Below are 23,720 nucleotides of genomic sequence, written 5' to 3'. Positions count from 1 at the left end.
AAATATTAAAAAGCATGTAATTTTATTTGTTCGGATTAATTTACTCTGACTTCCCCTGCTTTCAACCGCATGTTAATCTGAAGTTATGTTCGGATTTTAATAATAAGATTTTATGGCAACTCGTAAACCACGTCAGTCACGTTCTAAAGTCACAGTAGATACCATTATTGAAGCAGGCTTTATTGCAGTAGCAACCAATGGTACCAGCGGCACCACCACACGGCATATTGCTGATATTGCAGGTGTCAGTGTTGGCTCGCTGTACGAATACTTTAAGAATAAAGAAGAAATTTATGATGCGATGGCCAGAACTTTTGTCAAAGAAGTCTTGGATATGGTGAAAGAACTCACACCGATCATGATTGAGCAGGAACTCGAACCTTTATTTGAAATGATCTTCTATACCTTCCGTGATCTGCTGACACGCGATGATGACCGCTATCTAATCTGCTTACGCTATGCGACAGAACTCAAATATGAAAAATATATAGGTCAAATTGAGATGGCACTGATGGAAGTCTTGATGAAGTATATGATTCGTCACCCTCGATACCTAAAGGTCAATAATCTTAGCGTGACAGCTTATATCAGTATTAATAGTAGTATTTTCAATGTCGCTCGTCATTTGATCTTACCCAATCCACAAATTAGCTTTGATGAAATGGTCAAAGGTTTAAGTACCATGATTATTAGTTATATCGAAGCAGAATTAGCAAAAGCAGGAAATTAAAAGCCAGCTTTCGCTGGCTCAGTTTAACTTTAGAATGGTCTTGCACCCGCCAAACTAACACGTTTCAATAAACGACGTTGCTCGGCTGGAAAGGCTGTGCGCGAATGTAGGGTCAGTTGGTTATCCCAATAGACAATATCCCCAATTTCCCACTGATGTTCATAACGATATTGAGGTTGCACAATATGGGCTCTTAAACGTTCGATCAATGCAGCACCCTTTTGATCGTCATAGCCTACGACTTCAACTTCGGTTTGCGCATCCAGATAGATACCACGACGACCACTTTCAGAATGGGTACGAACCAATGGATGCGGGAATGCAGCGCCTAATATCGGTTGATCAGAAAAGCGATATTTTGGAATTGGGCTTTTATCCTTTAAGCGTAAAAATGGATTATACGTAATAAGTTGCAGCCCTTCGATTTCATCTTTGGTTTCCTGATCTAGGTCCTCATAGGCCTGAACAGTGTTATACCAACTGGTCGCGCCGCCATCTTTTGGAAGTTCAATTGCGTAAAGCAAGGATCCACTAGAAGGCTGTGGTGTCCAATGATGGTCACTATGCGGGGTGAGTTCACCATGACCGGTATAATCACCTTCTCCAACCGCATTGGATACCGGCACGATATCAGGTGGTGCATTGGTATCGTTGCGCGTAGCCAATACAGGTACATCAGTTGGTGGACGGAAAATTCCGCCAAAGTAACTGGCAAAAGCAAGTAAGTCATTGTCTTGCAAGTCTTGCGCCTTGAAAACCAGAATTAAATGTTCATGTAATGCCTTTTTCAGTTTGAGAATCACTTCCCCGCTTTGTGGTTTGCTGGCATCTAATCCAGTTACAATCGCTCCCAATGCGCCTTCGATTGGTGTGATTTGCACGGTATCTAAACTATGTTTCTTGTATTCATGCCAACGCGGTGCATTTTCGATCGCGGCTGAAAGCTGTGTGAGTACGGTCATTTTCTTTCCTATAGATCATTCATTATATTTTTCAAAGCATCGAGCTTTATTCATGATTCCCCAATCACAAAAATTAGTGATCTAGTTAAATATATGCAAACCGTGAAATATAAGAACCAATATTTTTATATTAATTTATTTATTTTTATGATTATAAAATTCAGTTTACCAGGGATTACCAAGCAAACTGAAACTGATTAAAATCGTTAACAACAGGAATAACTAAATGATCTTCGACTGCATGACTAAAATCAGTCAAAATATCATTTCTAATCGCAGCAAGTCGGACATCTTCACGAACACGTGGGTGTGGTAAATGAACAGGAACAATCCGCTTGATTCGACCTGGATTCGGTTGCATCACCACAACACGATCACCGAGGAAAACCGCCTCTTCCACATCATGCGTCACGATAATCATGGTAATTTTTTCGGTTTGCCAGATCCGTTGTAATTCCTTTTGTAAATTGGCGCGTGTTAGTGCATCCAATGCGCCAAAAGGTTCATCTAGCAACAATATTTTGGGTCGATTAATCAGGCTTCTCGCAATCGCAACACGTTGACTCATGCCCCCTGAAAGCTGTGCTGGATAAGCATCTTTAAACTTAGTCAAACCAACCAATTCAATATGCTCATCAATCAACTGATTCTGTTCAGCAACCGTTAATTTACGATTTAACAATGCAACCCGAATGTTATCTTGTACATTCAACCAAGGAAATAATCGATGATCTTGAAAGACGATACCTCGCTCTAGACTGGTGCCTTGAATCGGTTGTCCATCGACTAGAATCTTACCTTCAAATTGATCATCCAAACCGACCAGTAACCGTAATAAAGTTGATTTTCCACAGCCACTACTGCCAACGATACTGACAAATTCCCCCGCTTTAATCTCCAAAGAAATATCATCCAATACGGTTAAGGCATGTTCTTGGTACTGTCCATATGATTTATTGAGATGATTAATTTTTACTGAACCAACATTTAATGATGTCATTTTAGCCCCCTAAAGTAGAAATCAAAAATATAATAAGATCAATCTTTACTATATTTTCGATATGACTTTCTATAGTTTTGCCAAAGCAACTTCTGTAGACTTAATTAAAACAATGACTTCACTACCTAATTCTAAATTTAGATTTTTCACTGATCGTGTAGTAATCACTGAAGTAAAAACTCCCGCAGGTGTTTCTACATCCACCTCAGAAACTACACTTCCTTCAATAATCTCTTTAACCACACCACGAAATTGATTACGCACATTAATTTGAGGAATACTCATCTTTCACCACTTTGCATCTGTTTATTAAATTGTGTACTACCATATTAGGCAAAGTATAAATATTTAGAACTATTATTTTTGAATATTTTTTGATTAAAAAAATATATTTATTTTCAATCATAGATTATTATTTTTTTAGCAAAGTAATTTCCAACCAATAAAAAGGTGAACTTCTGTCACCTGATTATTTAATACAACTAGCCTAATAACTCTTCCAACATAATATTGACTACTTTATCGTTTCCCACTAAGCCGTATTTGACCAATCGTGCACGCACGATATTGCGACTAATCCCTAAAAGCTTTGCCGTTTGCACCTGATTACGATGGCAATATTCATAAGCAATACGAATCGTGGCTTCCTCAATCAAGCGATCAAGATTTTCATTTTTCAAGGCATGGGAGGACTCAAATAAATTCAGAAGTGCATGCTGCAACATTTGTTTAGGCAATAAATCTGTTCGTGGAATGGTTTGCGTACTTTTTTCCAAGTCAGAAATTTGTCGTAAATTTAGGCTACTGGATAAGGATGCAAAACAAAAATCTGTAGGTTGGATTTGATGGTTCTTGCAGACCAGTAAGGCATGATGAATAGCATTTTCCAATTCTCGAATATTACCGGGATAGCCATAGGTCAATAGTTTCTGCACTGCACTTGGGCTCAAGGTCGCAATCGGATAACCCAAGCGTTTGCAATACTGTGCAATAAAGAAGTTTGCCAACGGCAGAATGTCCCCTGGACGTTCTGCCAAGGGTGACACTTTCAACAATGCCACATTCAGACGATAGAATAAATCTTCACGAAACTTACCAGCTTGAACTGCCTCATCCAGATGGACATTGGTTGCAGCAATGACACGTACATTCAGCTTAATTGGCTTGAGTGAACCGACGCGAACGATTTCACGCTCTTGCAAGACCCGTAACAATTTCACCTGCATCGCAGGAGATAAATCACCGACTTCATCCAAAAACAATGTGCCGTGATTCGCCGCTTCAAACCAACCCGCCTTGCTATTGATTGCACCAGTAAATGCACCTTTTTCATGTCCGAAAAGTTCACTTTCCGCCAATGATTCTGTAAATGCACCACAATTTACTGCCACAAAAGGACCACGACTACGCTGGCTCATCATATGTACCTGACGGGCAACCAATTCTTTCCCTGTCCCAGTATTGCCAATAATCAGTACGCTGGCCTCACTTGGTGCAATCTGTTCGATACGATCCAGCAAATCTCTTGATTTTTGATCTTCAAAAACCATTGCTGTGGCACGCTCAGTTCGCGTTAAAGTCTGATTTTGTGGATAAGTAATGAATGACATGCATTTACTTCCCTATTGTTCTAAAAGAGAAGTTATCTTGCATGACTATTTGCTTAAATAGAAATCAGTAATTCACCTTTGTTATTTCCATTTATTAAAATAGAAATAAACGCCATTTAATCAAACTAAAAATATGATTTAATTTTGGCTATATTCATTATATTGATTGCTATATATCTTTTTATAATCAATCTGATTTTGTTTTAACTGACCTTCTTCAATTAAATTATCCACCCATATTTTAAAATCATCATTTTTAAATTTTCCAGCAGTACTTGGAATTCCCCACTGTGTCCAATATTTTAACATGGCATTATTTTCAGGGCGTTTACGCTTTGCTAAAATCTGCTCGAAGCGTGCGATCACCTGATCCCTCGGTTGTTGCCTAGACCATTCAATCGCTTTGGCAATGCCTGTGACCACTTTACGGGTAGTATTCGGATGTTCAGCTATATAGCGATTTGCCATAACATAAGTTCCAGTTGTCAGATCGCCAACGAGATCATAATCACGATAAAGACGACGTACACCACCCCGTTCGATTGATGGGCCTGTCAATGGTGCTAAATCCACATGACCATTTCTTAGTGCTTGCTCCGAAGAACCTGGTGGCAAGACCACAAGCGTAACCTGATTGATTTCCTCAGGGCTAAGTCCTCCTTTTTTTAAATATGTCTTGAGCATATATTCCACTTGTGCACCCAAAATATTGGTACCGACCTTTTTACCAATTAGGTCTCTGGCTGAATGAATTGGGCTATTTTCAAGAACATAATAGCCAGCAAAAGGATCATCGAAAGTACCATAAGCAGCAATCACAACAGTGCCGGGCACGCCACTGGCGACCATTTTCACCGCTGAACCTGCAAAACTTGGACTACTAATATCACTATCACCTGACAAAGCAGATTGAATACCTTGTGGCCCGCCTGTAGAAACACCCTGATAGCTCAATTTAATTGGCGCAAGATAACCCAAATCTTCAGCCAGCTCTAAGGGAGTAACGATGCCTGGCGAACCGAGGTATTTAAATTCTAAAGATTCGAGTCCATCCACTGTGGTCAATTTCGATGCTGGTTTTGTACATCCCAATAAGATGAGTGACATTGTCACCATACAACTCAGATCAAATAGATGCTTTCCCCAGCCTTGCTTAAACATGTCAATCTACTCCTGACTAACGTTCAATTTTCCAAGCGGTCAACCGTTTTTCGATAGCAAGCAGACTGTAGTTAAACAGCAAGCCAATGGTGGTAATACTAATAATGCCAAAGAACATTTCAGGAATCTGGAAGTTATATTGTGCATAGTTAATCAAATAACCTAAACCTGCTTTTGCCCCCACCATCTCAGCCGCAATCAACATCAATACTGAAAAAGACCCTGCCAAACGCACCCCCACAAAAATCGTTGGAATCGCTGCAGGTAAAATCACTTTGCGAAATAACTGAATCGAACTCAGCCCCATGGTTCGTGCAGACTTGATCAACAATGGATCGACATTACGAACACCACTAATCGTGTTCAGCAAAATTGGCCATGTGCAGGCATAGGTCACCAATGCAATTTTCGAACTTTCACCAATCCCAAGAAAAAGAATAAACACAGGCAATAAAGCTAATGCAGCCGTGTTGCGGAACACTTCCAATAAAGGACTCAGAAATTCGGAAAAGCGTGTGTACCAACCAATCGCCAGCCCCAGAGGAATCGCGACAATGATCGCAAAAATAAAACCACTGAGAGAACGGATTAAACTGGCTTGCAAATGCGTCAAGAGTTGTCCATTTTGAATCAAGCCCCAACCACTGAGCAACACGGTAGAAAATGCTGGCAAGAAAGCGGAATCGACCAAACCAATACGCGGTACGATTTCCCAGATGGCTAAAAATAGTAAAATTGCAGCTGATCGTTTAAAACTTGTGGAAAGCCAGCTTAGGTTGAGATCAGACCTAAAGGAACTCATCTTTGGCGGAGAAGAAATGGAACTGGACTGGATTGTTTTTGGAAACGTTAATGTCTCTTTTGTACTCGACATAATCACCTCTACTTCTTGTTAATCTTTAAAATACATTGGGCTTAAGCAACCAACTGCTTCTGTTTTTCCTGCTCTTGGGCTTTTAATACTTCTTCGCGCAATAAGCTCCAAATCTGATGACGCAGTTGGCTGAATTCTGGGCTGGAACGTACATCCTCCTGATCGCTTCGTAGCTCAGCAGGAACTTCAATCACCTGTTTGATTCGCCCTGGACGTGATGTCATGATGGCAATGCGCTGCCCCAAATAAATGGCTTCATCAATACTATGGGTGATAAAAATGATGGTCTTCTGAGTCTGTTGCCAGATTTTGACCAATTCAGCCTGTAAGGTTTCACGGGTCTGCGCATCGAGTGCGGCAAAAGGTTCATCCATCAATAGAATGTCTGGGTCATAGGCCAGACTACGTGCAATTGCGACCCGCTGCTTCATGCCACCTGAAAGTTCATTAGGATAATGATGTTCAAACTCCGCAAGCCCCACTAAATTTAGGAAATACTTTGCCGTTTGATAACGCTGTTGTTTATCAACACCTTTTGCATCCAAGCCAAACTCAATATTTTCTAGGGCCGTTAACCACGGAAATAAAGCGTATTGCTGAAAGACGATACCGCGATCCAACCCCGGTTTTTTAATCACTTGCCCATCAATAGTGATTTGACCTGAACTTGGTGTAGTTAAACCGGCCAAAAGATCCAGCAAAGTTGATTTGCCGCATCCACTCGGACCAACAATGGCGACAAACTCACCCGCCTTCACGTCTAAAGACAGATTTTCAACCGCTACAAAATCTTCTGCTTGGACTTTTGCTCCTTTGACTTTTTTGGCAGCAAAAGACTTATAAACATTTTCAATTTTTAATTTTGTGCTCATTGGCTATGCTCCTTGTTGCGCTGATCATCAGTTAGATTTTTATTTTCACTTGCGTAGGGATTAAATTGGTTGGTGAATAAAGTATCTGCCTTAACCTGATTGGGTTTGAATTCACCACGTTTTTCAAATAGGTCAATCCAACGTTGATATTGCGCTGCGTTTAACAATCCACCTTGGCTTACGACGCCATAGCTGCGCCAGTACTGCATCAATACATCGCTTTCATTGCGTTTTCTTTTTTCAATAATGCTTTTAAAGCGGGCTAAGACTTGTTCACGAGGCGTTTGCTTAGTCCATTCCACAGCTTTGGCAACACCTGTGACAAATTGCTTGACCACTTCTGGATGCTGCTGAATGAATTTCTCGGTAAAGACATAACTGCCTGCGGTAAAACTGCCATACAGATCCGTATCTGAAACCAGTTTTCTTAGACCACCGCGTTCCAAGGCCTTGTCTTGGAAAATAGAAACCAGTGCGGCAGCATCCACCTGCCCAGCACGTAAAGCTTGTTCGGTATTGGTGGGAGGCAACACTACGAATTCAACTTGATTGATTTCATCATTACTTAAACCTTGGCGTGCCAAATAGTCTTTTAAAACAAATTCGTAATGTGCACCCAAAGTGTTTACTGCCACTTTTTTGCCGATCAAATCACGCGCTGAATGAATCTGACTATTATTCGGGACGTAATAACCGACCCAGCTTTTGTCATCACTGCCATAAGAAGCAACCACTGCTTTGATCTTAATCCCTGCCGCAGCAAGCTTAATGATTGCACCGTCAAAAGCAGTTGCCACATCTACATCGCCCGTAGTTAATGCTTGTAAGTCCTGCGGCCCACCTTGCACACTCCCCACATATTTCAACTTTAAATCACCTAAATAACCCAAGTCTTCAGCCAGCTCAGGCAATGACACCACACTGGTTAAGGATTGATAGCGTAGTTCATGTACCTGATTGGCTGGAGTGTCAGATTGTTTACTACATGCAATAAGACTGAGCGTCATTAAACTTAAAACACTGAGCTGCCTAAGCGATTTAAAGAGACGTTTGAAAAACTGCCGAAAATTCTGTTGTTTCATTTTATTATTCTCCTAACGTCGCCAAACCAAAATACGACGCTCAGCTAAATTGGCTAAGCTATTCCACGCCACACCGATAAAACCAATCACAATTAAACCAAATACAATCAGACCAACATCTAAAGCAGCCCGCCCACGAATCACGATATTTCCTAGTCCAACACCATAGTTAGCTAACAGGAACTCTGCCCCGATGGTCGCTACCCAAGCGAAAATCAAACCGAGTTGTAAGCCCAAAAAGATTTGGCTGGCAGCAGCAGGTAAAATCAGTTTGCTCAAGGTCTGCCAAGTATTGAATTGATAGACTTTGGCAACTTCGTATTGATGCAATGGAATTTGTCTTACCCCATCGATGGTATGTAAGGCCACGGGATAAAAGACGGAAAGCACGATAAATAAGATTTTTGCACTATTGCCATAATCCAAAAAGGTGGTGAGTAACGGTAACCAAGCAAACAAAGAAATCTGCCGTAATACATTAAAACTAGGTAAAAATAAATAATTGGCCCAGCGCGAGACGCCCACGACAATGCCAAAAGTAATGGCTAGAATGCTGCCCAAGACAAAACCCGTCAGATCACGGAACAGACTTGCGCCTAAGCCTGTCCAAAACTCTTGCTGCTGAAATTGATGAATTGCGATCTGCACCACCTCAAATGGTGCTGGAATGAGTTTAGGATTGACCCAATCCAACTTGGATGCGATCGCCCACAATACAATGAACGTAATCGGGAGCACCAAGCCGTAAACGTTTAAATAATTAAAATTAAATCTTGGTTTTGATGTAGACCTAATAGACATATTTAATCCCCCTTTAAAATGCACTGCGTTGCCAATGGCTAAACCAGCGTTCAACCCAACCCAAGATATGATCTAAAACAAAACCAACAATCCCGATCACAATGACAGCCATAAAAATAATGTCTGGTTGGATCAACTGCCGTCCCCACACGATGAGGTAACCAATTCCTTCACTACTGGCTAATAGCTCGACAAAAACCAGTGACAGCCATGCCTGCATAATCCCTTGGCGTAAGCCACTGACAATATTTGGCAAAGCAGAAGGCAAAAGGACACGGCGAAATCGCTGCCACGCACTAAAGCGATACACCTGCGAGACTTCTAATAAATGCGGAGGTACATTCAAAACACTGCGATAGGTCGCAACGAGCACAGGAACAAATACCGCAAGTGAAATCGCTGCAATTTTTAGGCTTTCATCAATACCCAAAAAAATCATTAGTAATGGAATCCAGCCAATCACTGGAAATTGCGCAATCAAATTAAAAGTTGGATAAATAAACTTGTGTGCGATACGTGATAATCCAATCAGGAAACCCAAGAACAACCCGACGCTGCCCCCGACTAAGACACTCCAAGCAACTCGTTTTAGGCTAATCCATAAATTATCCTGTAACTCATGCGTATCAATCAGCTCCAACGTGGTTTGCCAAACTAAGGCTGGGCTAGGCAAAATTTGTTCAGGTAACCATTGCTTCTGAAAGGCATAATGCCAAACCGCCAATGCAATCGCAGGTAAAACCAAAGCCAATACAATACGAACTGCCCATATGCCGATTTGCTTGAAATAAGGGGCTAAATTGATTCGCTGCCAAGTGTGTTCATTTTCTAATTGAGTTTCGATACTACTCATTTTATTGACCCTCTATTTCTGAATACATTTCAATCTCTAGCGGCGGTGCTATAAAAACTTGTGTAAGTTGCTGAGAAAAACCGATCAGCCCGCCAAACAAAACCGCTGAAATAAGAAACATCGACTGTAAGCCCCAGTAGTGACCCAACCAGCCTCCCACAATACTTCCCAATAACGCACCTGCAGGTCCTGCCATCGCGGTTAATCCAGACACCTTTGCCATTCCCAAGCGTTCACCCACATTGGCAAACATGGTGAAATTGACGATATGCAGCATCGCGAGACCCAAGCCCAGAATCACAGCACCCACCCAAAGCAGCACGGAAATTTTAGGTATGCCCAACATCACAGATGCCACCGCAACAAAAGCAAAACCCGTTTGATAAAAGCGTTTTATTCCCCATCGTGTCAGCAAAGCTCCCGTCGTAAATAAGGCTACGACAAACACAGCTCCCTGTAGCGTCACCAAACTGGCAGCAATCGTTTCACTCAAACCAAAATCCTTGATTGCAATAACAATAATGAAAAAGCCGTAGTACGCCATCACCGCATTGCTCGCCATTTCAATCAAACTGGTGCGGCGTAAAGCCTGATCTTGCTTTAATAAAACCAATTGCTTGGCAATAACAGCAAGGCTAAATGCCTCATCTCGCTCTGCCTGACTAATTCCTGTTGGGCTTACGCCAAAGGCCAAGGGTGCAAACAATATCGGTAAAAGAAAAAGTCCAGCAATCCACCAAAACGCACCTGAGAATCCCACCGCACTTACCAAGCTTACTGCCAGTAAAGGGCCAACTAGAAAGAACCCCATCATATGTGTGCCTCTAAACCATCCCGCCCGAGCAGCACCTATGCTTTTTAAATGCTGCATATAGACTGTATTGAGTGAAACAAACCGCATTGGCATGCATAACCCAACCAAGAAAGTAGCTAAAATCAGATACCAAACCGCTGGATAAAATGGCACCATGACATACACCACCGCTGCCAGAAAACTTCCTAATAAAAACATTGTTTTAGGTCCATAGCGTTGTACTAAGAGACCAATTGGCAATCCAATCAGCAAAATACCTAAACTCTGTACTGCGGCAATCAGTCCCATTTCAAACTCATTCGCAGCTAGCTGCACCGCATATAAAGAAGTGACGATTTTCGCAATCCCAATGCCCAAGCCTGCACACAATGCCAAGCCAATAAAGCCCAATACAAAGTGCCCTTGACCCAGTTCAACCTGAGCAACCGATTCCTGACGCATAGGTCATTCCTAAAATGGTGGACAAATAAACTGGCTTGCCAAAGGCATACACGCCCTTGGCCTAACCCAAATCACAATTACTTTTTACGGTTGCCATTTACATCAAATTTTGGCCAGAAGTTTTCTAGTTTTAGCTCTTGAATCGCTGTATTGAGGTACTTCGGTTCAATCCAAGAATCCACATCCACTGGACGGCGAATCAGTTTGTAATCAATTGATTGTTGAACCGATTTCTTTAAAGAATTCACCGCATAATCATCAAAATATGGTGAGTTACGGTCTTTCAGCGAGTAATCATCCCAGTCTTTTTTATAGTCTAGGTAAGGCACGCCACTTTGAGCCCATAACTTGTACTGGGTATCACGATTCTTTTCATCGGAACTCCACACGTTATCTTTAATAAATGTAGTCACCACACGCTGCACAATTTGTGGGTATTTCTTCTCAAAATCCTCACTCACCCATGCCACTAATGGGCCATTCAGATTTGGATCTTTACGTACTTCTAAAATACGCTTTGCCACACCACGTGCTTCTAATGTCCATGGGCTGGTAATCAAACCATCAATATCCCCTGTAGACAGTGAGGTTTGAGCTGAATAAAAGTCCTGACTAATCACACGGAAATCTTTTTCAGTGAAACCATATTTCCGTAATAAACGACCGAGGATCAGCTGTTGGTTGGTGCCTTTAAATACAGAAATGGTTTTGCCTTTTAAATCTGCCAGACTTTTCGCGCCTGAATCAGATGGCACTGCAAAATACACAGGTCCAAAACGCCCAGTCACAAATAAAAGTTTGGATTTCAAACCCGTTGAACGTCCGACAATCGAAGGTAGATCACCATGCCCAATACCAAAATCGACCTTTTTATTGGCTAAAGCTTCATTTAATGCGGGCCCTGCACCCGGAAAAAATGACCACTTCACCTTGATGCCATCTTTGGCAAATTCTTTTTCCAAAATGCCACGTAGATTGGCACTTGCATAAGCACTTCCTCCGACTTTAGGTTTTCCGCCTACGCCTGCACCTGGAACTCCCAGTCGGATTTCTGTGGGATTGGTTTCAGCAAAAGCAGAGAAACTGGTGGCAACCAGCAAACCTGCCGCTGCACCAATAAATAAATGTTTCGTCAAAAATTTCATTGTGTCATTACTCATATTGGAAAATTAAAAGGTGTATTGGAATTGCGCTTGTACTTCCGAGAAGTCTTTTTGCGCAGCTGTCTCGTGGTCATAGCTCCAGCGATTCAGCCCTAATTGGAATTTGGTGGTTTGTGCGAAGAAGAAATTTAGCCCCAAGGTATGAATATCGACTTTGCCTAAGCCATGCCCAGCAATGCCGATCACATCTGCGCCTTTATTTGGGTTATAGCTGTCATAGCGATAGAAGCTCTGAATTGATTTCGGCCAGAAATCATCAAACTTCGCGACGGATTTCACGCTGTTATAAAATTGATCGCCAAAGGTATAAAACAGAGTTGCGGTATGCCCTTCAGACTTTACTTCTGAGGTTGAACCTGTCGCAGTTGCATAATCACTAAGTCCTTTGACATATTCATAAGTCACCCCAAATGGTGCATGGTTGTAGTAAATATCGAAACCCAAACGATCATTGCGACCGTTACCATCGAGAACATTACTGCCTGCAATGACGTTTTTACTACCTTTGAGATACGAAGCACCAAATTTCAACTCACGGAACCAACTGGCATAATCAACGGGTAAGGTGAAAGCCACCCGTCCGATATAATCTTTCTTGTCATTGTCATCGACTTTATTGGTGCCATTGCCATTGACCACACCCAAAGCATACTCAAATAACGGTGCACGATAGTTTGATGAATAATCAACAAATGGTTTTACATCACCACGCACAATCAGACCTGTCTGGCGATTGAATAGACCCAATTGCGCCAATCCTGTTGCAACATTAATGGTCGGTCGTAAATCCTCTGGAGATTGTGGGTCTAAGCCAAAGGGAATCAGTTGTTGCCCCAGCGTCACGTTTAAGCGTGGGACTTCAGGGCCACCATTGGTTGAAGTAAAGTTATAGCGTAAAAAAGCATCGGCCAAGTTCAAATCGCTGGCACTGCCTGCTGTACCCGTACGCTTGCCGTAACTAAAAGACAATTGGTAATCTAAGTTTTTGCCTTCCTTATAATCTCGATATAAATTTCCTCGTACGCCAAATAAAGCCGTAGGGATATCGAAAGTATTACGACGTGGTGTAACAGGCGCAGGGTTCCCAGCAGAGGTATCTCGACTTTGGGTTTGTGCACGGACTTGTACCGTGCCATACAAGGTTGTATCTCGGGTTGATTTCACCGAAGTCCGCTCATATTGGCGTGATTGATCATATTTATAGTTTTCTAAATCACTCCGAAAACCTGCCAGCTCACTTTGAGTGGCAAAACTATGTTCCGTATTTTCCTCCTGAGCCTCTGCCGATGTATCGTCTTGGGCTGTAAGTTGCGCTGTCTCGCTCAGCTCCGTTGAAGCTTGCTTCTTTTGCTTTAATGCATTGACCTGCTGCTGTAGAGCAGTCAATTGCGCCTGTAATTGCGCTAATGTTGTATCAATATCTTCTGCTGCTTGAGCTGTGCCACTTCCCAAAAGTGTTGTAATGCCCAGAGCAATCGATAAAGAGAGATAATGTTTTTTCACCAATAGAACCCCTAAAACTAAAACCATAAAATTTGAGTAAAAAAATCCTGTGTGTGACTGAATAAGCAATCACACCGAAAAAGATTCGAACTAAATGAATTAAAAAATGAGAGAGAAATTAACTTTCCATACAACAACGCAACATCTTCATTCTGTGCTCCTCAGCCTGCATAAAATCAATCTTTGATTTATATACTTTGATCTTTGCAAGCAGCATGCCAAGTATTAAGAAATTGTTTTATATTAATATTTACAAAAACACATCCACTTCTCTCTGTTGAAGCACTGTTGATTTTCCAACACCATGCTTATACCAAAACAGCACATTTCAAGGTTTCTATTTCTTATTTTTAGATATATGAGTCATGTTGCAATATTTTGATCCCACAATAAAAAAAGACAGTTGGATTAACTCAACTGTCCTGAACAAAACCAAAGTTAAATTGTAGGAGATGATCTATGCCTTAAGGTGCGGGATTAGGATGGGCTTGATGGATTTGTTCGATTCCCTGGATGACCTCATCAGGTAACTGTAGGTCAATACTCTCAATATTGCTTTTGAGCTGATTGAGATTGGTTGCCCCAATAATATTACTGGTGACAAAACGACGACTATTCACATAAGCCAAAGCCAATTGGGCAGGATCTAAATCATATTGTTTAGCTAAGGTCACATAACGACGAATTGCATCTTCAGAGGCTTGACCTTTATAACGTGCAAAACGTTCCCATAAGGTTAAACGTGCGCCTGCTGGTTGTGCGCCATCTAAGTATTTACCTGTCAAAGCACCAAAAGCCAAAGGTGAATAAGCCAGTAATCCTACCTGCTCACGGATCGCAATTTCTGCATTACCAATTTCAAAACTACGGTTCAATAAGTTATATGGATTTTGGATAGAAACGACCCGCGCTAAGCCCAATGATTCGGAGTACTTTAAAAACTGACTCACACCCCAGGGTGTTTCATTGGATAAACCAATATGTCGGATCTTTCCTGCTCGAATCAGATCAGACAAAACTGTTAAGGTTTCTAAAATTGGCACCGTGTCTTCATTTTCAACATGGGTATAGCCCAATTCACCAAAATGATTGGTACTGCGATCAGGCCAATGAAGCTGATATAGATCAACATAGTCCGTCTGTAAACGTTTCAGGCTATCATGTAGCGCAGTTTCAATATTGGCTCGATCTAACTTGGTTTGACCAGAACGGAAATGCGAGGCTTGGGTTAATTTCCCTGAACGACCTACCACTTTGGTTGCAATCAATACTTGGTCTCGTTTCTGTGACTGCTTTAACCATGTCCCAATATATTGTTCAGTTAAGCCTTGTGTCTCGGGTTTCGGTGGTACGGGGTACATTTCAGCCGTATCAATCAGATTTACGCCACGCTCCACTGCATAATCCAACTGCTCATGTGCTTCGGATTCAGAATTCTGCTCACCCCAAGTCATGGTGCCTAGGGCGATAACACTAACATCAATATCAGTTTGACCTAATTTTCTATATTGCATTTTTCACTCAATTCACTTGTGATAACACAAGAGTGACGCTTAAAAGTCACTCTTGTTACTTTGATTCATGATTTAGTTTTAACATGATTTTAACTGGCTTTGTTTTTTTCAGCCTGTCGGGTAAGGACATATTGATTTTCTGGACGTGCCAAACCTAGGTTTTCACGTAAGGTCGTTCCTTCATATTCGGTACGAAACAGGCCACGGCGTTGTAGCTCTGGCACAATCAATTCAACAAAATCATTTAACCCAGCAGGTGTACTTGGTGGCAAAATATTAAAACCATCCGCGGCTTCATTCTCAAACCATTGTTGTAATTGATCGACAATCTGTTCAGGTGTGCCTATCAATTGCCAATGGCCACGTGCACCCGCCACCCATTCATACAGCTGACGGATACTGAAATTGTTTTTCTTGGCAATATCTGCAATTAGAGCAGGACGACTCACCATGCCTTGGCCTTCACCCAATTCTGGGAATGGGCCATCTAGATCATAACCTGAAAAATCAAAGCCGCCACTTAACCCACTCAACAAGGCAAGCCCTGCTTCTGGGTGAATCAGGTCTGTAAGCTGTTGGTATTTGGCACGCGCTTCTTCTTCAGTACGACCCACAAACGCAGAAACGCCCGGTAAAATTAAAAGCTCATCGGCTGAACGCCCATATTTGGCCAAACGACTTTTTACATCACGATAAAACTCTTGCGCATCTTCCAGCTTTTGATTGGCCGTGAAAATAACTTCGGCATAACGCGCTGCAAGATCACGTCCCGGCCCTGACTGCCCCGCTTGTACAATCACAGGATAACCTTGTGGTGTACGAGGTACATTCAAGGCACCTTTTACGGCATAGTATTTACCTTTGTGATTCGGATTATGAACTTTCTCAGGATCATAAAATACACCTGATGCCTTATCATGAATAAAGGCATCATCTTCCCAGCTGTCCCAAAGTTTTTTAATCAGATCAACATATTCCTGTGCGCGCTCATAACGCTCTGCATGTGGAATTTGTTGTTCATAACCGAAGTTAGCCGCGGCAGCTTCCGAAGCAGAGGTCACCACATTCCATCCTGCTCGACCATGGCTGAGATGGTCCAAAGATGCAAACTTACGCGCCAATAAATACGGTTCTTCATAGGTGGTTGATGCAGTTGCAATAAAACCAATATGTTTGGTCACCGTTGATAAAGCTGCGAACAAGGTGACAGGTTCAAAGCCCGCTACTTTATCGCTATAGCCTGTTTTCTCAGCTTGTCCGAAATTAACGGCGAGACCATCTGCCAAGAAATAGGCATCAAATAAGCCTTTTTCAGCAAGTTGTACCTGCTCTTTAATAAAATCAAAATCCACTGCTTTGGTCGGTTGCGATTCAGGATGTCGCCATGCAGCGACATGTTGTCCAGTAGCGGGAATAAATGCACCTAATCGAATTTTTCTACTCATGTTTTGCTCCAAATTTGTTGTTAAACACAATTTATCTTTCACTGTGGTTAATACAAATTGAATGCCATGTTTTTTATTTATAAATATCAATCAATTAAAAATTATTAATTTTATCAATGTTTCAGCAACAGCACGATTCTGTTGAACAGGTGGTGCTAAATCAACATCTCTTCTTTTATTCATAGCAGATCTTTATGAGCATAGTCGAACACTAACAATCGCCTAAATCACTTAGATTAAACGTGAACAGGCAGATAAATCGTAAACACACTATTGTGATTCGGGTTGCTATATTCGATTGCACCTTTATGCGCAATGACAATCGCATGTACAACCGCCAAACCTAAGCCAGTCCCACCAAATTCTTTATTTCTAGACTGTTCCAATCTAAAGAAAGGATTGAATAAATCCTGTTGATATTCTTCAGCAATACCTGGGCCTTCATCCTCGATTTGTAAGATCCATTCATCCGAGACTTGCTTTGATGAAACTTTTAATGTGCCTGCATTGGCATAACGAATTGCATTTTCAATCAAAGCAATCAAAACCTGCTCGATACGCCGACGATCACAATTTATAAATGTGGCGCTGACCTCCAATACAGGAATAAGTTGCGCTTTTGCCAAGCGATCTTCGAACAGTTTTAAAACTTTCTCCGCATGCAATTTAAAATCAATCTTTTCATAATTTAATCTCAGCTGCTGATTTTCCACCAAACTGAGTGTCCGCAGGTCTTCAACCAAATGTGATAATCCCTCCACCTGATTGAGCAGGCTTTTAAACAATGCTTCATCAGGTTGGAACACCCCATCCAAAACACCTTGCAAACGCCCCTGCAAAATCGTGATTGGTGTTCTCAATTCATGTGCAATAGCGGCATTCCAGACCTGTGCATTTTCAACCGAGCTTTCTAGTTGCTGCGCCATATGATTAAAATTCTGCATCAACTCAGCGATTTCAGTGGAGTGAATTTGACTATCATCTGCCCGTGCGGACAGATCACCCTGACTAATTCTTTTTGCTGCATCTGCCAAGAAATTAATCGGCTTAATAAAACGCTGGGCCAAATGCATCCCGATAATAATGGAAATGACACCACCACAAAAAATCACAGTAGATAGCCAAATCCAATCGACAAAATGAAATTCTGTCCAATCTTCCTGTAAAGAACTTAACGTAATCCAGCCCACATCAATGGCATAGTTATAAATAAAATAGCCAAGCAAAATAGAAAACAGCGTCACGCTTAAGTTCACGATACTTAATGCGATAAACAACTGTTTACTAATACCTGACTTATTCTTCATTGGATCTTTCCAATCAATTAACCTAACTTTTTCACATGATACGCTGATTTTTTTAGTGATTTACACACTTTTTCCACACATTCAAGATCATTGCTCCTCAAACCTTTCCAAAAATAGCAGCATCAAAATTTTATTGATGTGACCAAAATGCAAAAACCAAAACTCAATCTACGCAAGAAAATAGGCTTCGTGCTTTTGGCCATAGTCATCGCTTACTGGCTTGCCTTTCCTATCGTTCCATTCTTAGACATCCCGCATAAAGCATTGATCATGACAGCAATGGCGATTGGGGGTGAAATTCTACTGTTAATCGTGATTGCCTTATTGGGTAAAGAATATTGGGCAAAAATCAAAAATGGATTTAAACGCTTGTTTACATCCTTTAAGTCACAGAAGAGAAAATCTGATCACTAGAATTAAAGCCATCAACATTCAAAACACGCTCATTCCACAGGATGATCGAGGCGATAACCGACCCCACGCACGTTAATCAACATCTGTTGCAGGCCATGTTCTTCCAGTTTTTTTCTCAGCTTACTGACATGACTATCAACTGTTCGCTCTAAAGCATCACTATCAGGCAGACAATGATTCAGCAGTTCACTTCGAGTAAAGACTTTATGAGGATGATCAATCATTTGTAGCAAGATTTTATATTCAGTCAGGGTTAAATTCAGCATCACCTTCTTATGCTGCTGAAGAATATAGACACTATGAATATCGGTATTAATTTCAATATTTTTATAACTTAGATTTTTATTGGGTGCCTGCTGGCTTTGCTGAGCGCGTCGCAGCACCGCTTGAACACGCGCCACCACCTCATTCGGATTGAATGGTTTGACAACAAAATCATCTGCACCGATCCGTAATGCCATGACTTTATCAATTTCCTGATCCAATGCCGTCAACATAATCACGGGGGTTTGCGCCTTTTGCCGAATTTTGCTTAATACTTCCCAGCCATTCAGTTCAGGTAATTTAATATCCAACACAATCAGATCGATTGTTTGTGCAGCATGAATTTCAATCGCCTGTTTACCATTCATTGCCCGAATCACGCGCATCCCTTCACGCTTAAGATAGTGCTCAATGATGTCCCCAATATCATACTCATCCTCTACCACAAGAATAAGTTTGTCATGGCAATCGAAAGAAAAAGAGTGCTCAAACATAAGGATTTAGATCAATAAAACAATCGATTCATCATACGATGATTTATCTGTTGATCTCCACACTTTTTCCACACTTCAGCGATGATCGTTACACAAAGTTCGAAAATAATGCCAGCATCAAAAACTCCCAAGGTTTAGACAGAATGCAAAAGCATCTATTACTTCCATTATTTTTATCTATCGGACTTGTGCTACAAGGCTGTGGTTCTGAGGAGACAAAGCCAGCAGAAACACCCCCTGCCAAAGTGAGCATTTTAAATATTCAGCCGCAATCGGTTAGCTTTAGCGAAAACTTGCCAGCACGGGTACAGGCTTTCCGAACTGCTGAAATTCGCCCACAAGTCGGTGGCATTATTGAAAAAGTACTATTTAAACAAGGCAGTGAAGTTAAAGCAGGTCAAGCACTTTATAAAATTAACGCGGAAACTTTTCAGGCTGATGTGAATAGTAACCAAGCCTCTCTGAATAAGGCCGAAGCTGAAGTAGTCCGTTTAAAAGTTCAATTAGAACGCTATGAACAATTACTTCCAAGCAATGCAATCAGTAAGCAAGAAGTCAGCAATGCACAAGCTCAATATCGTCAGGCCTTAGCAGATGTTGCGCAAATGAAAGCCCTGCTTACCCGTCAAAACCTGAACCTTCAATATGCCACTGTTCGTGCCCCGATCTCGGGTCGTATTGGGCAATCTTTTGTGACCGAAGGTGCATTGGTCAGCCAAGGCGATGCCAATACCATGGCAACTGTACAACAGATTGATAAAGTCTATGTTGATGTAAAACAGTCAATTAGTGAATACGAACGTTTGCAGGCTGCACTACAAAGTGGTGAGTTATCTGCTAATAATGAAAAAACTGTGCGTATTTCTAATAGCCATGGTCAAGCTTATAACGTCACTGCCAGAATGCTATTTGAAGACATCAATGTTGACCCTGAAACAGGTGATGTCACCATTCGTATCGAAGTTCAGAATCCTGAACGAAAACTTCTCCCAGGCATGTATGTCCGCGTCAATATCGACCGAGCTTCAGTGCCTCAAGCTTTGCTTGTCCCTGCTCAAGCAATTCAACGCAATATCAATGGCGACCCGCAAGTTTATGTGATCAATGCCAAAGGTTCCGCTGATATTCGCCCGATTGAACTGGGACAACAATATGATCAGTTCTACATCGCCAATAAAGGCCTTAAAACAGGCGACAAAATCGTTGTGGAAGGTGTTGATCGTATTCAGCCCAATCAAAAACTTGAAATAAGCACGTGGAAAGTACCTGCAACACAAGGAGCTCAATGATGATGTCACAATTCTTCATTCGCCGCCCTGTCTTCGCATGGGTGATTGCGATTTTCATTATTTTATTTGGGGTACTCAGTATACCCAAATTGCCGATTGCCCGCTTTCCAAGTGTTGCACCGCCACAAGTCAATATTAGTGCGACCTATCCAGGCGCGACACCCAAGACCATCAATGACAGTGTAGTTACCTTGATTGAGCGTGAAATGTCAGGGGTCAAAAATCTGCTGTACTATAGCTCAACTACTGATACCTCAGGTACTGCGGAGATTTCTGCGACCTTTAAACCGGGTACAGATGTGGATATGGCACAGGTTGATGTACAAAACAAAATCAAAGCTATTGAAGCACGTTTACCGCAAGTAGTTCGCCAACAAGGCTTGCAGGTTGAGGCATCGTCATCGGGTTTCTTGATGTTGGTCGGAATCAATTCACCCAATGGACAGTATTCTGAAGTTGATCTGAGTGATTATCTGGTCCGTAACGTGGTGGAAGAGCTGAAACGTGTTGAAGGCGTTGGTAAAGTTCAATCCTTCGGTGCTGAAAAAGCCATGCGTATTTGGGTTGATCCCAATAAACTGGTGTCTTATGGTTTATCAATTAGTGATGTTAATAATGCTATCCGTGAAAATAACGTCGAGATCGCACCAGGACGATTAGGTGATCTCCCTGCAGCAAAAGGTCAATTGATTACTGTCCCACTATCGGCACAAGGCCAATTAGGCGATGTTGAACAATTTAAAAATATCAGCCTAAAAAGTAAAACCAGCGGTAGTGTGATTAAACTTTCTGATGTAGCTGAAGTTGAAATGGGTTCACAGGCCTATAACTTTGCGATTTTAGAAGATGGCAAACCCGCAACGGCTGCTGCGATTCAGCTTAGTCCAGGCGCCAATGCCGTCAAAACAGCGGAAGGTGTAAGAGCAAAAATTGAGGAATTAAAACTCAATTTACCTGAAGGCATGCACTTCAGTATTCCTTATGACACCGCACCTTTTGTCAAAATTTCGATTGAAAAAGTGATTCATACCTTACTTGAAGCCATGGTACTGGTTTTCATTGTGATGTATTTATTCTTGCATAATGTTCGTTATACCTTGATTCCAGCTATTGTTGCACCGATTGCACTACTCGGTACATTTGCGGTGATGCTACTGGCAGGTTTCTCGATTAACGTACTGACCATGTTTGGTATGGTGCTTGCGATTGGTATCATCGTCGATGATGCAATTGTGGTCGTCGAAAACGTTGAACGAATTATGGCGACTGAAGGACTGTCTCCAAAAGAAGCAACCTCCAAAGCAATGAAGGAAATTACCAGTCCGATTATTGGGATTACCTTAGTCTTGGCAGCGGTGTTCTTACCGATGGCCTTTGCCAGTGGTTCGGTCGGTATTATCTATCAACAATTTACCTTAACCATGTCAGTCTCAATTCTGTTCTCAGCATTATTGGCATTAATCTTAACGCCTGCATTGTGTGCCACGATTCTTAAACCAATTGATGGCCACCATCAGAAGAAAGGCTTTTTTGCATGGTTTGATCGCAGCTTCGATAAAGTCACTAAAAAGTATGAATTGATCCTGCTTAAAGTGATTAAACATAGTATTCCAATGATGGTGATCTTTGTAGTGATTACAGGCCTTACCTTTGCAGGTATGAAGTATTGGCCTACAGCATTTATGCCAGAAGAAGACCAAGGCTGGTTCCTGACGTCTTTCCAGTTACCATCGGACGCCACTGCTGAAAGAACGCGAGGTGTAGTCAATGAATTTGAAAGCAGTCTAAAAGACAATCCAAATGTTAAAAGTAACACGACCATCATGGGTTGGGGCTTTAGTGGTGCAGGTCAAAACGTGGCTGTGGCTTTTACCACATTAACCGACTTTAAAGACCGTACTTCGACAGCAACTGAAATGACCAATGCGGTCAATGCCACCATGGCACACAGTAAAGAAGGTGCAACAATGGCGGTATTACCTCCTGCCATTGATGAACTTGGGACATTTGCCGGTTTCAGCTTACGCTTACAAGACCGTGCAAATCTGGGTATGCCTGCGCTATTAGCTGCACAAGGCCAGTTAATGGAAATGGCCGCCAAGAATAAAAAGTTCTATATGGTTTGGAATGAAGGCTTACCGCAAGGTGACAATATTTCTTTAAAAATTGATCGTGCAAAATTGAATGTTCTGGGTGTGAAGTTCTCTGATGTTTCCGACATTATTTCAACTTCAATGGGTTCGATGTATATCAATGATTTCCCAAATCAGGGACGTATGCAACAAGTGATCGTACAGGTCGATGCCAAATCACGTATGCAATTAAAAGATATTTTGAATCTGAAAGTGATGGGTTCAAATGGGCAGTTGGTTTCTCTGTCTGAAGTGGTGACACCGCAGTGGAATAAAGCGCCACAGCAATATAACCGCTATAACGGTCGCCCATCGTTGAGTATTGCAGGGATTCCGAATTTTGATACTTCATCAGGCGATGCCATGCGTGAAATGGAGCAGCTGATTGCTAAATTGCCAAAAGGCATCGGTTATGAATGGACAGGTATTTCCTTACAGGAAAAACAATCTGAATCGCAGATGGCCTTTCTGCTAGCGTTATCAATGCTAGTGGTATTCCTCGTACTCGCTGCACTTTATGAAAGTTGGGCAATTCCGCTTTCAGTGATGCTGGTCGTCCCATTGGGTATTTTTGGCGCTGTGGTTGCGATTATGTCTCGTGGCTTAATGAATGATGTGTTCTTTAAGATTGGCCTGATTACTATTATTGGTTTATCTGCAAAGAACGCGATTTTGATTGTCGAATTTGCCAAGATGCTGAAAGAAGAAGGCATGAGTTTAGTCGAGGCCACTGTGGCCGCAGCCAAACTCCGTCTACGCCCTATTCTGATGACGTCTTTAGCCTTTACTTGTGGTGTGATTCCACTGGTGATCGCCTCAGGTGCAAGTTCAGAAACGCAGCATGCCTTAGGTACAGGTGTATTTGGCGGCATGATTTCAGCGACGATTCTGGCAATTTTCTTTGTCCCAGTGTTCTTTATTTTCATTCTGGGTGCAGTTGAAAAGCTGTTTTCATCGAAACAAAAAAATCTATCTTAAATGACATAGAGCTGAGG

General features: G+C 41.8%; 21 protein-coding genes. 4 read left to right on the top strand and 17 right to left on the bottom strand.

Going from position 1 to position 23,720, the window contains the following annotated elements; all coding sequences use genetic code 11:
* Positions 1-112: 112 nt before the first annotated feature.
* Positions 113-730 (top strand): TetR/AcrR family transcriptional regulator, encoded by a 618-nt coding sequence (locus GBI66_RS16940; RefSeq protein ID WP_004806319.1) that lies wholly within the window; start codon positions 113-115, stop codon positions 728-730.
* Positions 731-759: 29 nt separating this feature from the next.
* On the opposite strand, the gene GBI66_RS16935 is transcribed toward GBI66_RS16940, so the two are convergent.
* The 16 genes from GBI66_RS16935 to adeS all read right to left on the bottom strand — a co-directional run bounded on the left by GBI66_RS16935 (position 760) and on the right by adeS (position 18,132).
* Complete coding sequence (locus GBI66_RS16935; protein ID WP_005187531.1) at positions 760-1,692, bottom strand: TauD/TfdA family dioxygenase; 933 nt, start codon at positions 1,690-1,692, stop codon at positions 760-762.
* A 175-nt stretch (positions 1,693-1,867) separates the two neighbouring features.
* A complete protein-coding gene (locus GBI66_RS16930; RefSeq protein ID WP_005204466.1) occupies positions 1,868-2,692 on the bottom strand; it encodes an ABC transporter ATP-binding protein in 825 nt (274 codons plus the stop codon).
* A 69-nt stretch (positions 2,693-2,761) separates the two neighbouring features.
* On the bottom strand, positions 2,762-2,977 hold the full coding sequence (locus GBI66_RS16925) for a molybdopterin-binding protein (protein WP_004654121.1): 216 nt from the start codon (positions 2,975-2,977) through the stop codon (positions 2,762-2,764).
* Positions 2,978-3,174: 197 nt separating this feature from the next.
* Positions 3,175-4,302, bottom strand: coding sequence for a sigma-54-dependent Fis family transcriptional regulator (locus tag GBI66_RS16920; protein WP_005187522.1), 1,128 nt, complete (start codon positions 4,300-4,302; stop codon positions 3,175-3,177).
* Between the two features lie 138 nt (positions 4,303-4,440).
* Positions 4,441-5,463: an ABC transporter substrate-binding protein gene (locus tag GBI66_RS16915; protein WP_151716891.1), complete on the bottom strand. Its 1,023-nt coding sequence runs from the start codon at positions 5,461-5,463 to the stop codon at positions 4,441-4,443.
* Between the two features lie 16 nt (positions 5,464-5,479).
* Complete coding sequence (locus GBI66_RS16910) at positions 5,480-6,337, bottom strand: ABC transporter permease (RefSeq protein ID WP_005187514.1); 858 nt, start codon at positions 6,335-6,337, stop codon at positions 5,480-5,482.
* Positions 6,338-6,378: 41 nt separating this feature from the next.
* Positions 6,379-7,209 (bottom strand): ABC transporter ATP-binding protein, encoded by an 831-nt coding sequence (locus tag GBI66_RS16905; RefSeq protein ID WP_151716890.1) that lies wholly within the window; start codon positions 7,207-7,209, stop codon positions 6,379-6,381.
* A complete protein-coding gene (locus GBI66_RS16900; RefSeq protein WP_151716889.1) occupies positions 7,206-8,291 on the bottom strand; it encodes an ABC transporter substrate-binding protein in 1,086 nt (361 codons plus the stop codon). The genes GBI66_RS16905 and GBI66_RS16900 overlap by 4 nt, the downstream gene beginning before the upstream one ends.
* Positions 8,292-8,303: 12 nt before the next feature.
* Entirely contained in the window at positions 8,304-9,092 is a 789-nt protein-coding gene (locus GBI66_RS16895) for an ABC transporter permease (RefSeq protein ID WP_151716888.1), read from the bottom strand.
* 13 nt (positions 9,093-9,105) lie between these two features.
* Positions 9,106-9,945, bottom strand: coding sequence for an ABC transporter permease (locus tag GBI66_RS16890; protein WP_151716887.1), 840 nt, complete (start codon positions 9,943-9,945; stop codon positions 9,106-9,108).
* Position 9,946: 1 nt separating this feature from the next.
* Positions 9,947-11,200 carry an MFS transporter gene (locus tag GBI66_RS16885; RefSeq protein WP_151716886.1) on the bottom strand — a complete coding sequence of 418 codons (1,254 nt, stop codon included), beginning with the start codon at positions 11,198-11,200 and terminating at the stop codon, positions 9,947-9,949.
* 77 nt (positions 11,201-11,277) lie between these two features.
* Positions 11,278-12,345 (bottom strand): ABC transporter substrate-binding protein, encoded by a 1,068-nt coding sequence (locus GBI66_RS16880; protein WP_004806296.1) that lies wholly within the window; start codon positions 12,343-12,345, stop codon positions 11,278-11,280.
* 24 nt (positions 12,346-12,369) lie between these two features.
* Positions 12,370-13,893 carry a DUF3138 domain-containing protein gene (locus GBI66_RS16875; RefSeq protein WP_151716885.1) on the bottom strand — a complete coding sequence of 508 codons (1,524 nt, stop codon included), beginning with the start codon at positions 13,891-13,893 and terminating at the stop codon, positions 12,370-12,372.
* A 437-nt stretch (positions 13,894-14,330) separates the two neighbouring features.
* Entirely contained in the window at positions 14,331-15,380 is a 1,050-nt protein-coding gene (locus GBI66_RS16870) for an NADP(H)-dependent aldo-keto reductase (RefSeq protein ID WP_151716884.1), read from the bottom strand.
* Between the two features lie 89 nt (positions 15,381-15,469).
* Entirely contained in the window at positions 15,470-16,825 is a 1,356-nt protein-coding gene (locus GBI66_RS16865; protein WP_151716883.1) for an LLM class flavin-dependent oxidoreductase, read from the bottom strand.
* A 236-nt stretch (positions 16,826-17,061) separates the two neighbouring features.
* Positions 17,062-18,132 carry a two-component sensor histidine kinase AdeS gene (gene adeS / locus GBI66_RS16860; RefSeq protein WP_005187498.1) on the bottom strand — a complete coding sequence of 357 codons (1,071 nt, stop codon included), beginning with the start codon at positions 18,130-18,132 and terminating at the stop codon, positions 17,062-17,064.
* A 147-nt stretch (positions 18,133-18,279) separates the two neighbouring features.
* Between adeS and GBI66_RS16855 the strand changes: the two genes are divergently transcribed.
* Positions 18,280-18,546: a transporter suffix domain-containing protein gene (locus GBI66_RS16855; RefSeq protein ID WP_033134049.1), complete on the top strand. Its 267-nt coding sequence runs from the start codon at positions 18,280-18,282 to the stop codon at positions 18,544-18,546.
* A gap of 29 nt (positions 18,547-18,575) precedes the next feature.
* Here GBI66_RS16855 and adeR read toward each other — a convergent pair whose 3' ends face one another.
* Entirely contained in the window at positions 18,576-19,304 is a 729-nt protein-coding gene (gene adeR, locus GBI66_RS16850; RefSeq protein WP_005187495.1) for an efflux system response regulator transcription factor AdeR, read from the bottom strand.
* A 143-nt stretch (positions 19,305-19,447) separates the two neighbouring features.
* Between adeR and GBI66_RS16845 the strand changes: the two genes are divergently transcribed.
* Both GBI66_RS16845 and GBI66_RS16840 read left to right on the top strand, forming a co-directional pair.
* On the top strand, positions 19,448-20,593 hold the full coding sequence (locus tag GBI66_RS16845; protein ID WP_151716882.1) for an efflux RND transporter periplasmic adaptor subunit: 1,146 nt from the start codon (positions 19,448-19,450) through the stop codon (positions 20,591-20,593).
* Complete coding sequence (locus GBI66_RS16840; protein ID WP_151716895.1) at positions 20,593-23,703, top strand: efflux RND transporter permease subunit; 3,111 nt, start codon at positions 20,593-20,595, stop codon at positions 23,701-23,703. The genes GBI66_RS16845 and GBI66_RS16840 overlap by 1 nt, the downstream gene beginning before the upstream one ends.
* Positions 23,704-23,720 lie beyond the last annotated feature (17 nt).

Origin of the sequence: Acinetobacter sp. TUM15071, assembly GCF_008980925.1 — a bacterium.
Taxonomy (GTDB): domain Bacteria; phylum Pseudomonadota; class Gammaproteobacteria; order Pseudomonadales; family Moraxellaceae; genus Acinetobacter; species Acinetobacter dispersus.
This window is presented reverse-complemented; position numbering and strand designations above follow the sequence as displayed.

Excerpts from the sequence above, each read along its gene's own strand:
- GBI66_RS16940 (WP_004806319.1), top strand. The coding sequence starts at position 113 with ATGGCAACTCGTAAACCACGTCAGTCACGTTCTAAAGTCACAGTAGAT.
- GBI66_RS16935 (WP_005187531.1), bottom strand. The coding sequence starts at position 1,692 with ATGACCGTACTCACACAGCTTTCAGCCGCGATCGAAAATGCACCGCGT.
- GBI66_RS16930 (WP_005204466.1), bottom strand. The coding sequence starts at position 2,692 with ATGACATCATTAAATGTTGGTTCAGTAAAAATTAATCATCTCAATAAA.
- GBI66_RS16925 (WP_004654121.1), bottom strand. The coding sequence starts at position 2,977 with ATGAGTATTCCTCAAATTAATGTGCGTAATCAATTTCGTGGTGTGGTT.
- GBI66_RS16920 (WP_005187522.1), bottom strand. The coding sequence starts at position 4,302 with ATGTCATTCATTACTTATCCACAAAATCAGACTTTAACGCGAACTGAG.
- GBI66_RS16915 (WP_151716891.1), bottom strand. The coding sequence starts at position 5,463 with ATGTTTAAGCAAGGCTGGGGAAAGCATCTATTTGATCTGAGTTGTATG.
- GBI66_RS16910 (WP_005187514.1), bottom strand. The coding sequence starts at position 6,337 with ATGTCGAGTACAAAAGAGACATTAACGTTTCCAAAAACAATCCAGTCC.
- GBI66_RS16905 (WP_151716890.1), bottom strand. The coding sequence starts at position 7,209 with ATGAGCACAAAATTAAAAATTGAAAATGTTTATAAGTCTTTTGCTGCC.
- GBI66_RS16900 (WP_151716889.1), bottom strand. The coding sequence starts at position 8,291 with ATGAAACAACAGAATTTTCGGCAGTTTTTCAAACGTCTCTTTAAATCG.
- GBI66_RS16895 (WP_151716888.1), bottom strand. The coding sequence starts at position 9,092 with ATGTCTATTAGGTCTACATCAAAACCAAGATTTAATTTTAATTATTTA.
- GBI66_RS16890 (WP_151716887.1), bottom strand. The coding sequence starts at position 9,945 with ATGAGTAGTATCGAAACTCAATTAGAAAATGAACACACTTGGCAGCGA.
- GBI66_RS16885 (WP_151716886.1), bottom strand. The coding sequence starts at position 11,200 with ATGCGTCAGGAATCGGTTGCTCAGGTTGAACTGGGTCAAGGGCACTTT.
- GBI66_RS16880 (WP_004806296.1), bottom strand. The coding sequence starts at position 12,345 with ATGAAATTTTTGACGAAACATTTATTTATTGGTGCAGCGGCAGGTTTG.
- GBI66_RS16875 (WP_151716885.1), bottom strand. The coding sequence starts at position 13,893 with ATGGTTTTAGTTTTAGGGGTTCTATTGGTGAAAAAACATTATCTCTCT.
- GBI66_RS16870 (WP_151716884.1), bottom strand. The coding sequence starts at position 15,380 with ATGCAATATAGAAAATTAGGTCAAACTGATATTGATGTTAGTGTTATC.
- GBI66_RS16865 (WP_151716883.1), bottom strand. The coding sequence starts at position 16,825 with ATGAGTAGAAAAATTCGATTAGGTGCATTTATTCCCGCTACTGGACAA.
- adeS (WP_005187498.1), bottom strand. The coding sequence starts at position 18,132 with ATGAAGAATAAGTCAGGTATTAGTAAACAGTTGTTTATCGCATTAAGT.
- GBI66_RS16855 (WP_033134049.1), top strand. The coding sequence starts at position 18,280 with ATGCAAAAACCAAAACTCAATCTACGCAAGAAAATAGGCTTCGTGCTT.
- adeR (WP_005187495.1), bottom strand. The coding sequence starts at position 19,304 with ATGTTTGAGCACTCTTTTTCTTTCGATTGCCATGACAAACTTATTCTT.
- GBI66_RS16845 (WP_151716882.1), top strand. The coding sequence starts at position 19,448 with ATGCAAAAGCATCTATTACTTCCATTATTTTTATCTATCGGACTTGTG.
- GBI66_RS16840 (WP_151716895.1), top strand. The coding sequence starts at position 20,593 with ATGATGTCACAATTCTTCATTCGCCGCCCTGTCTTCGCATGGGTGATT.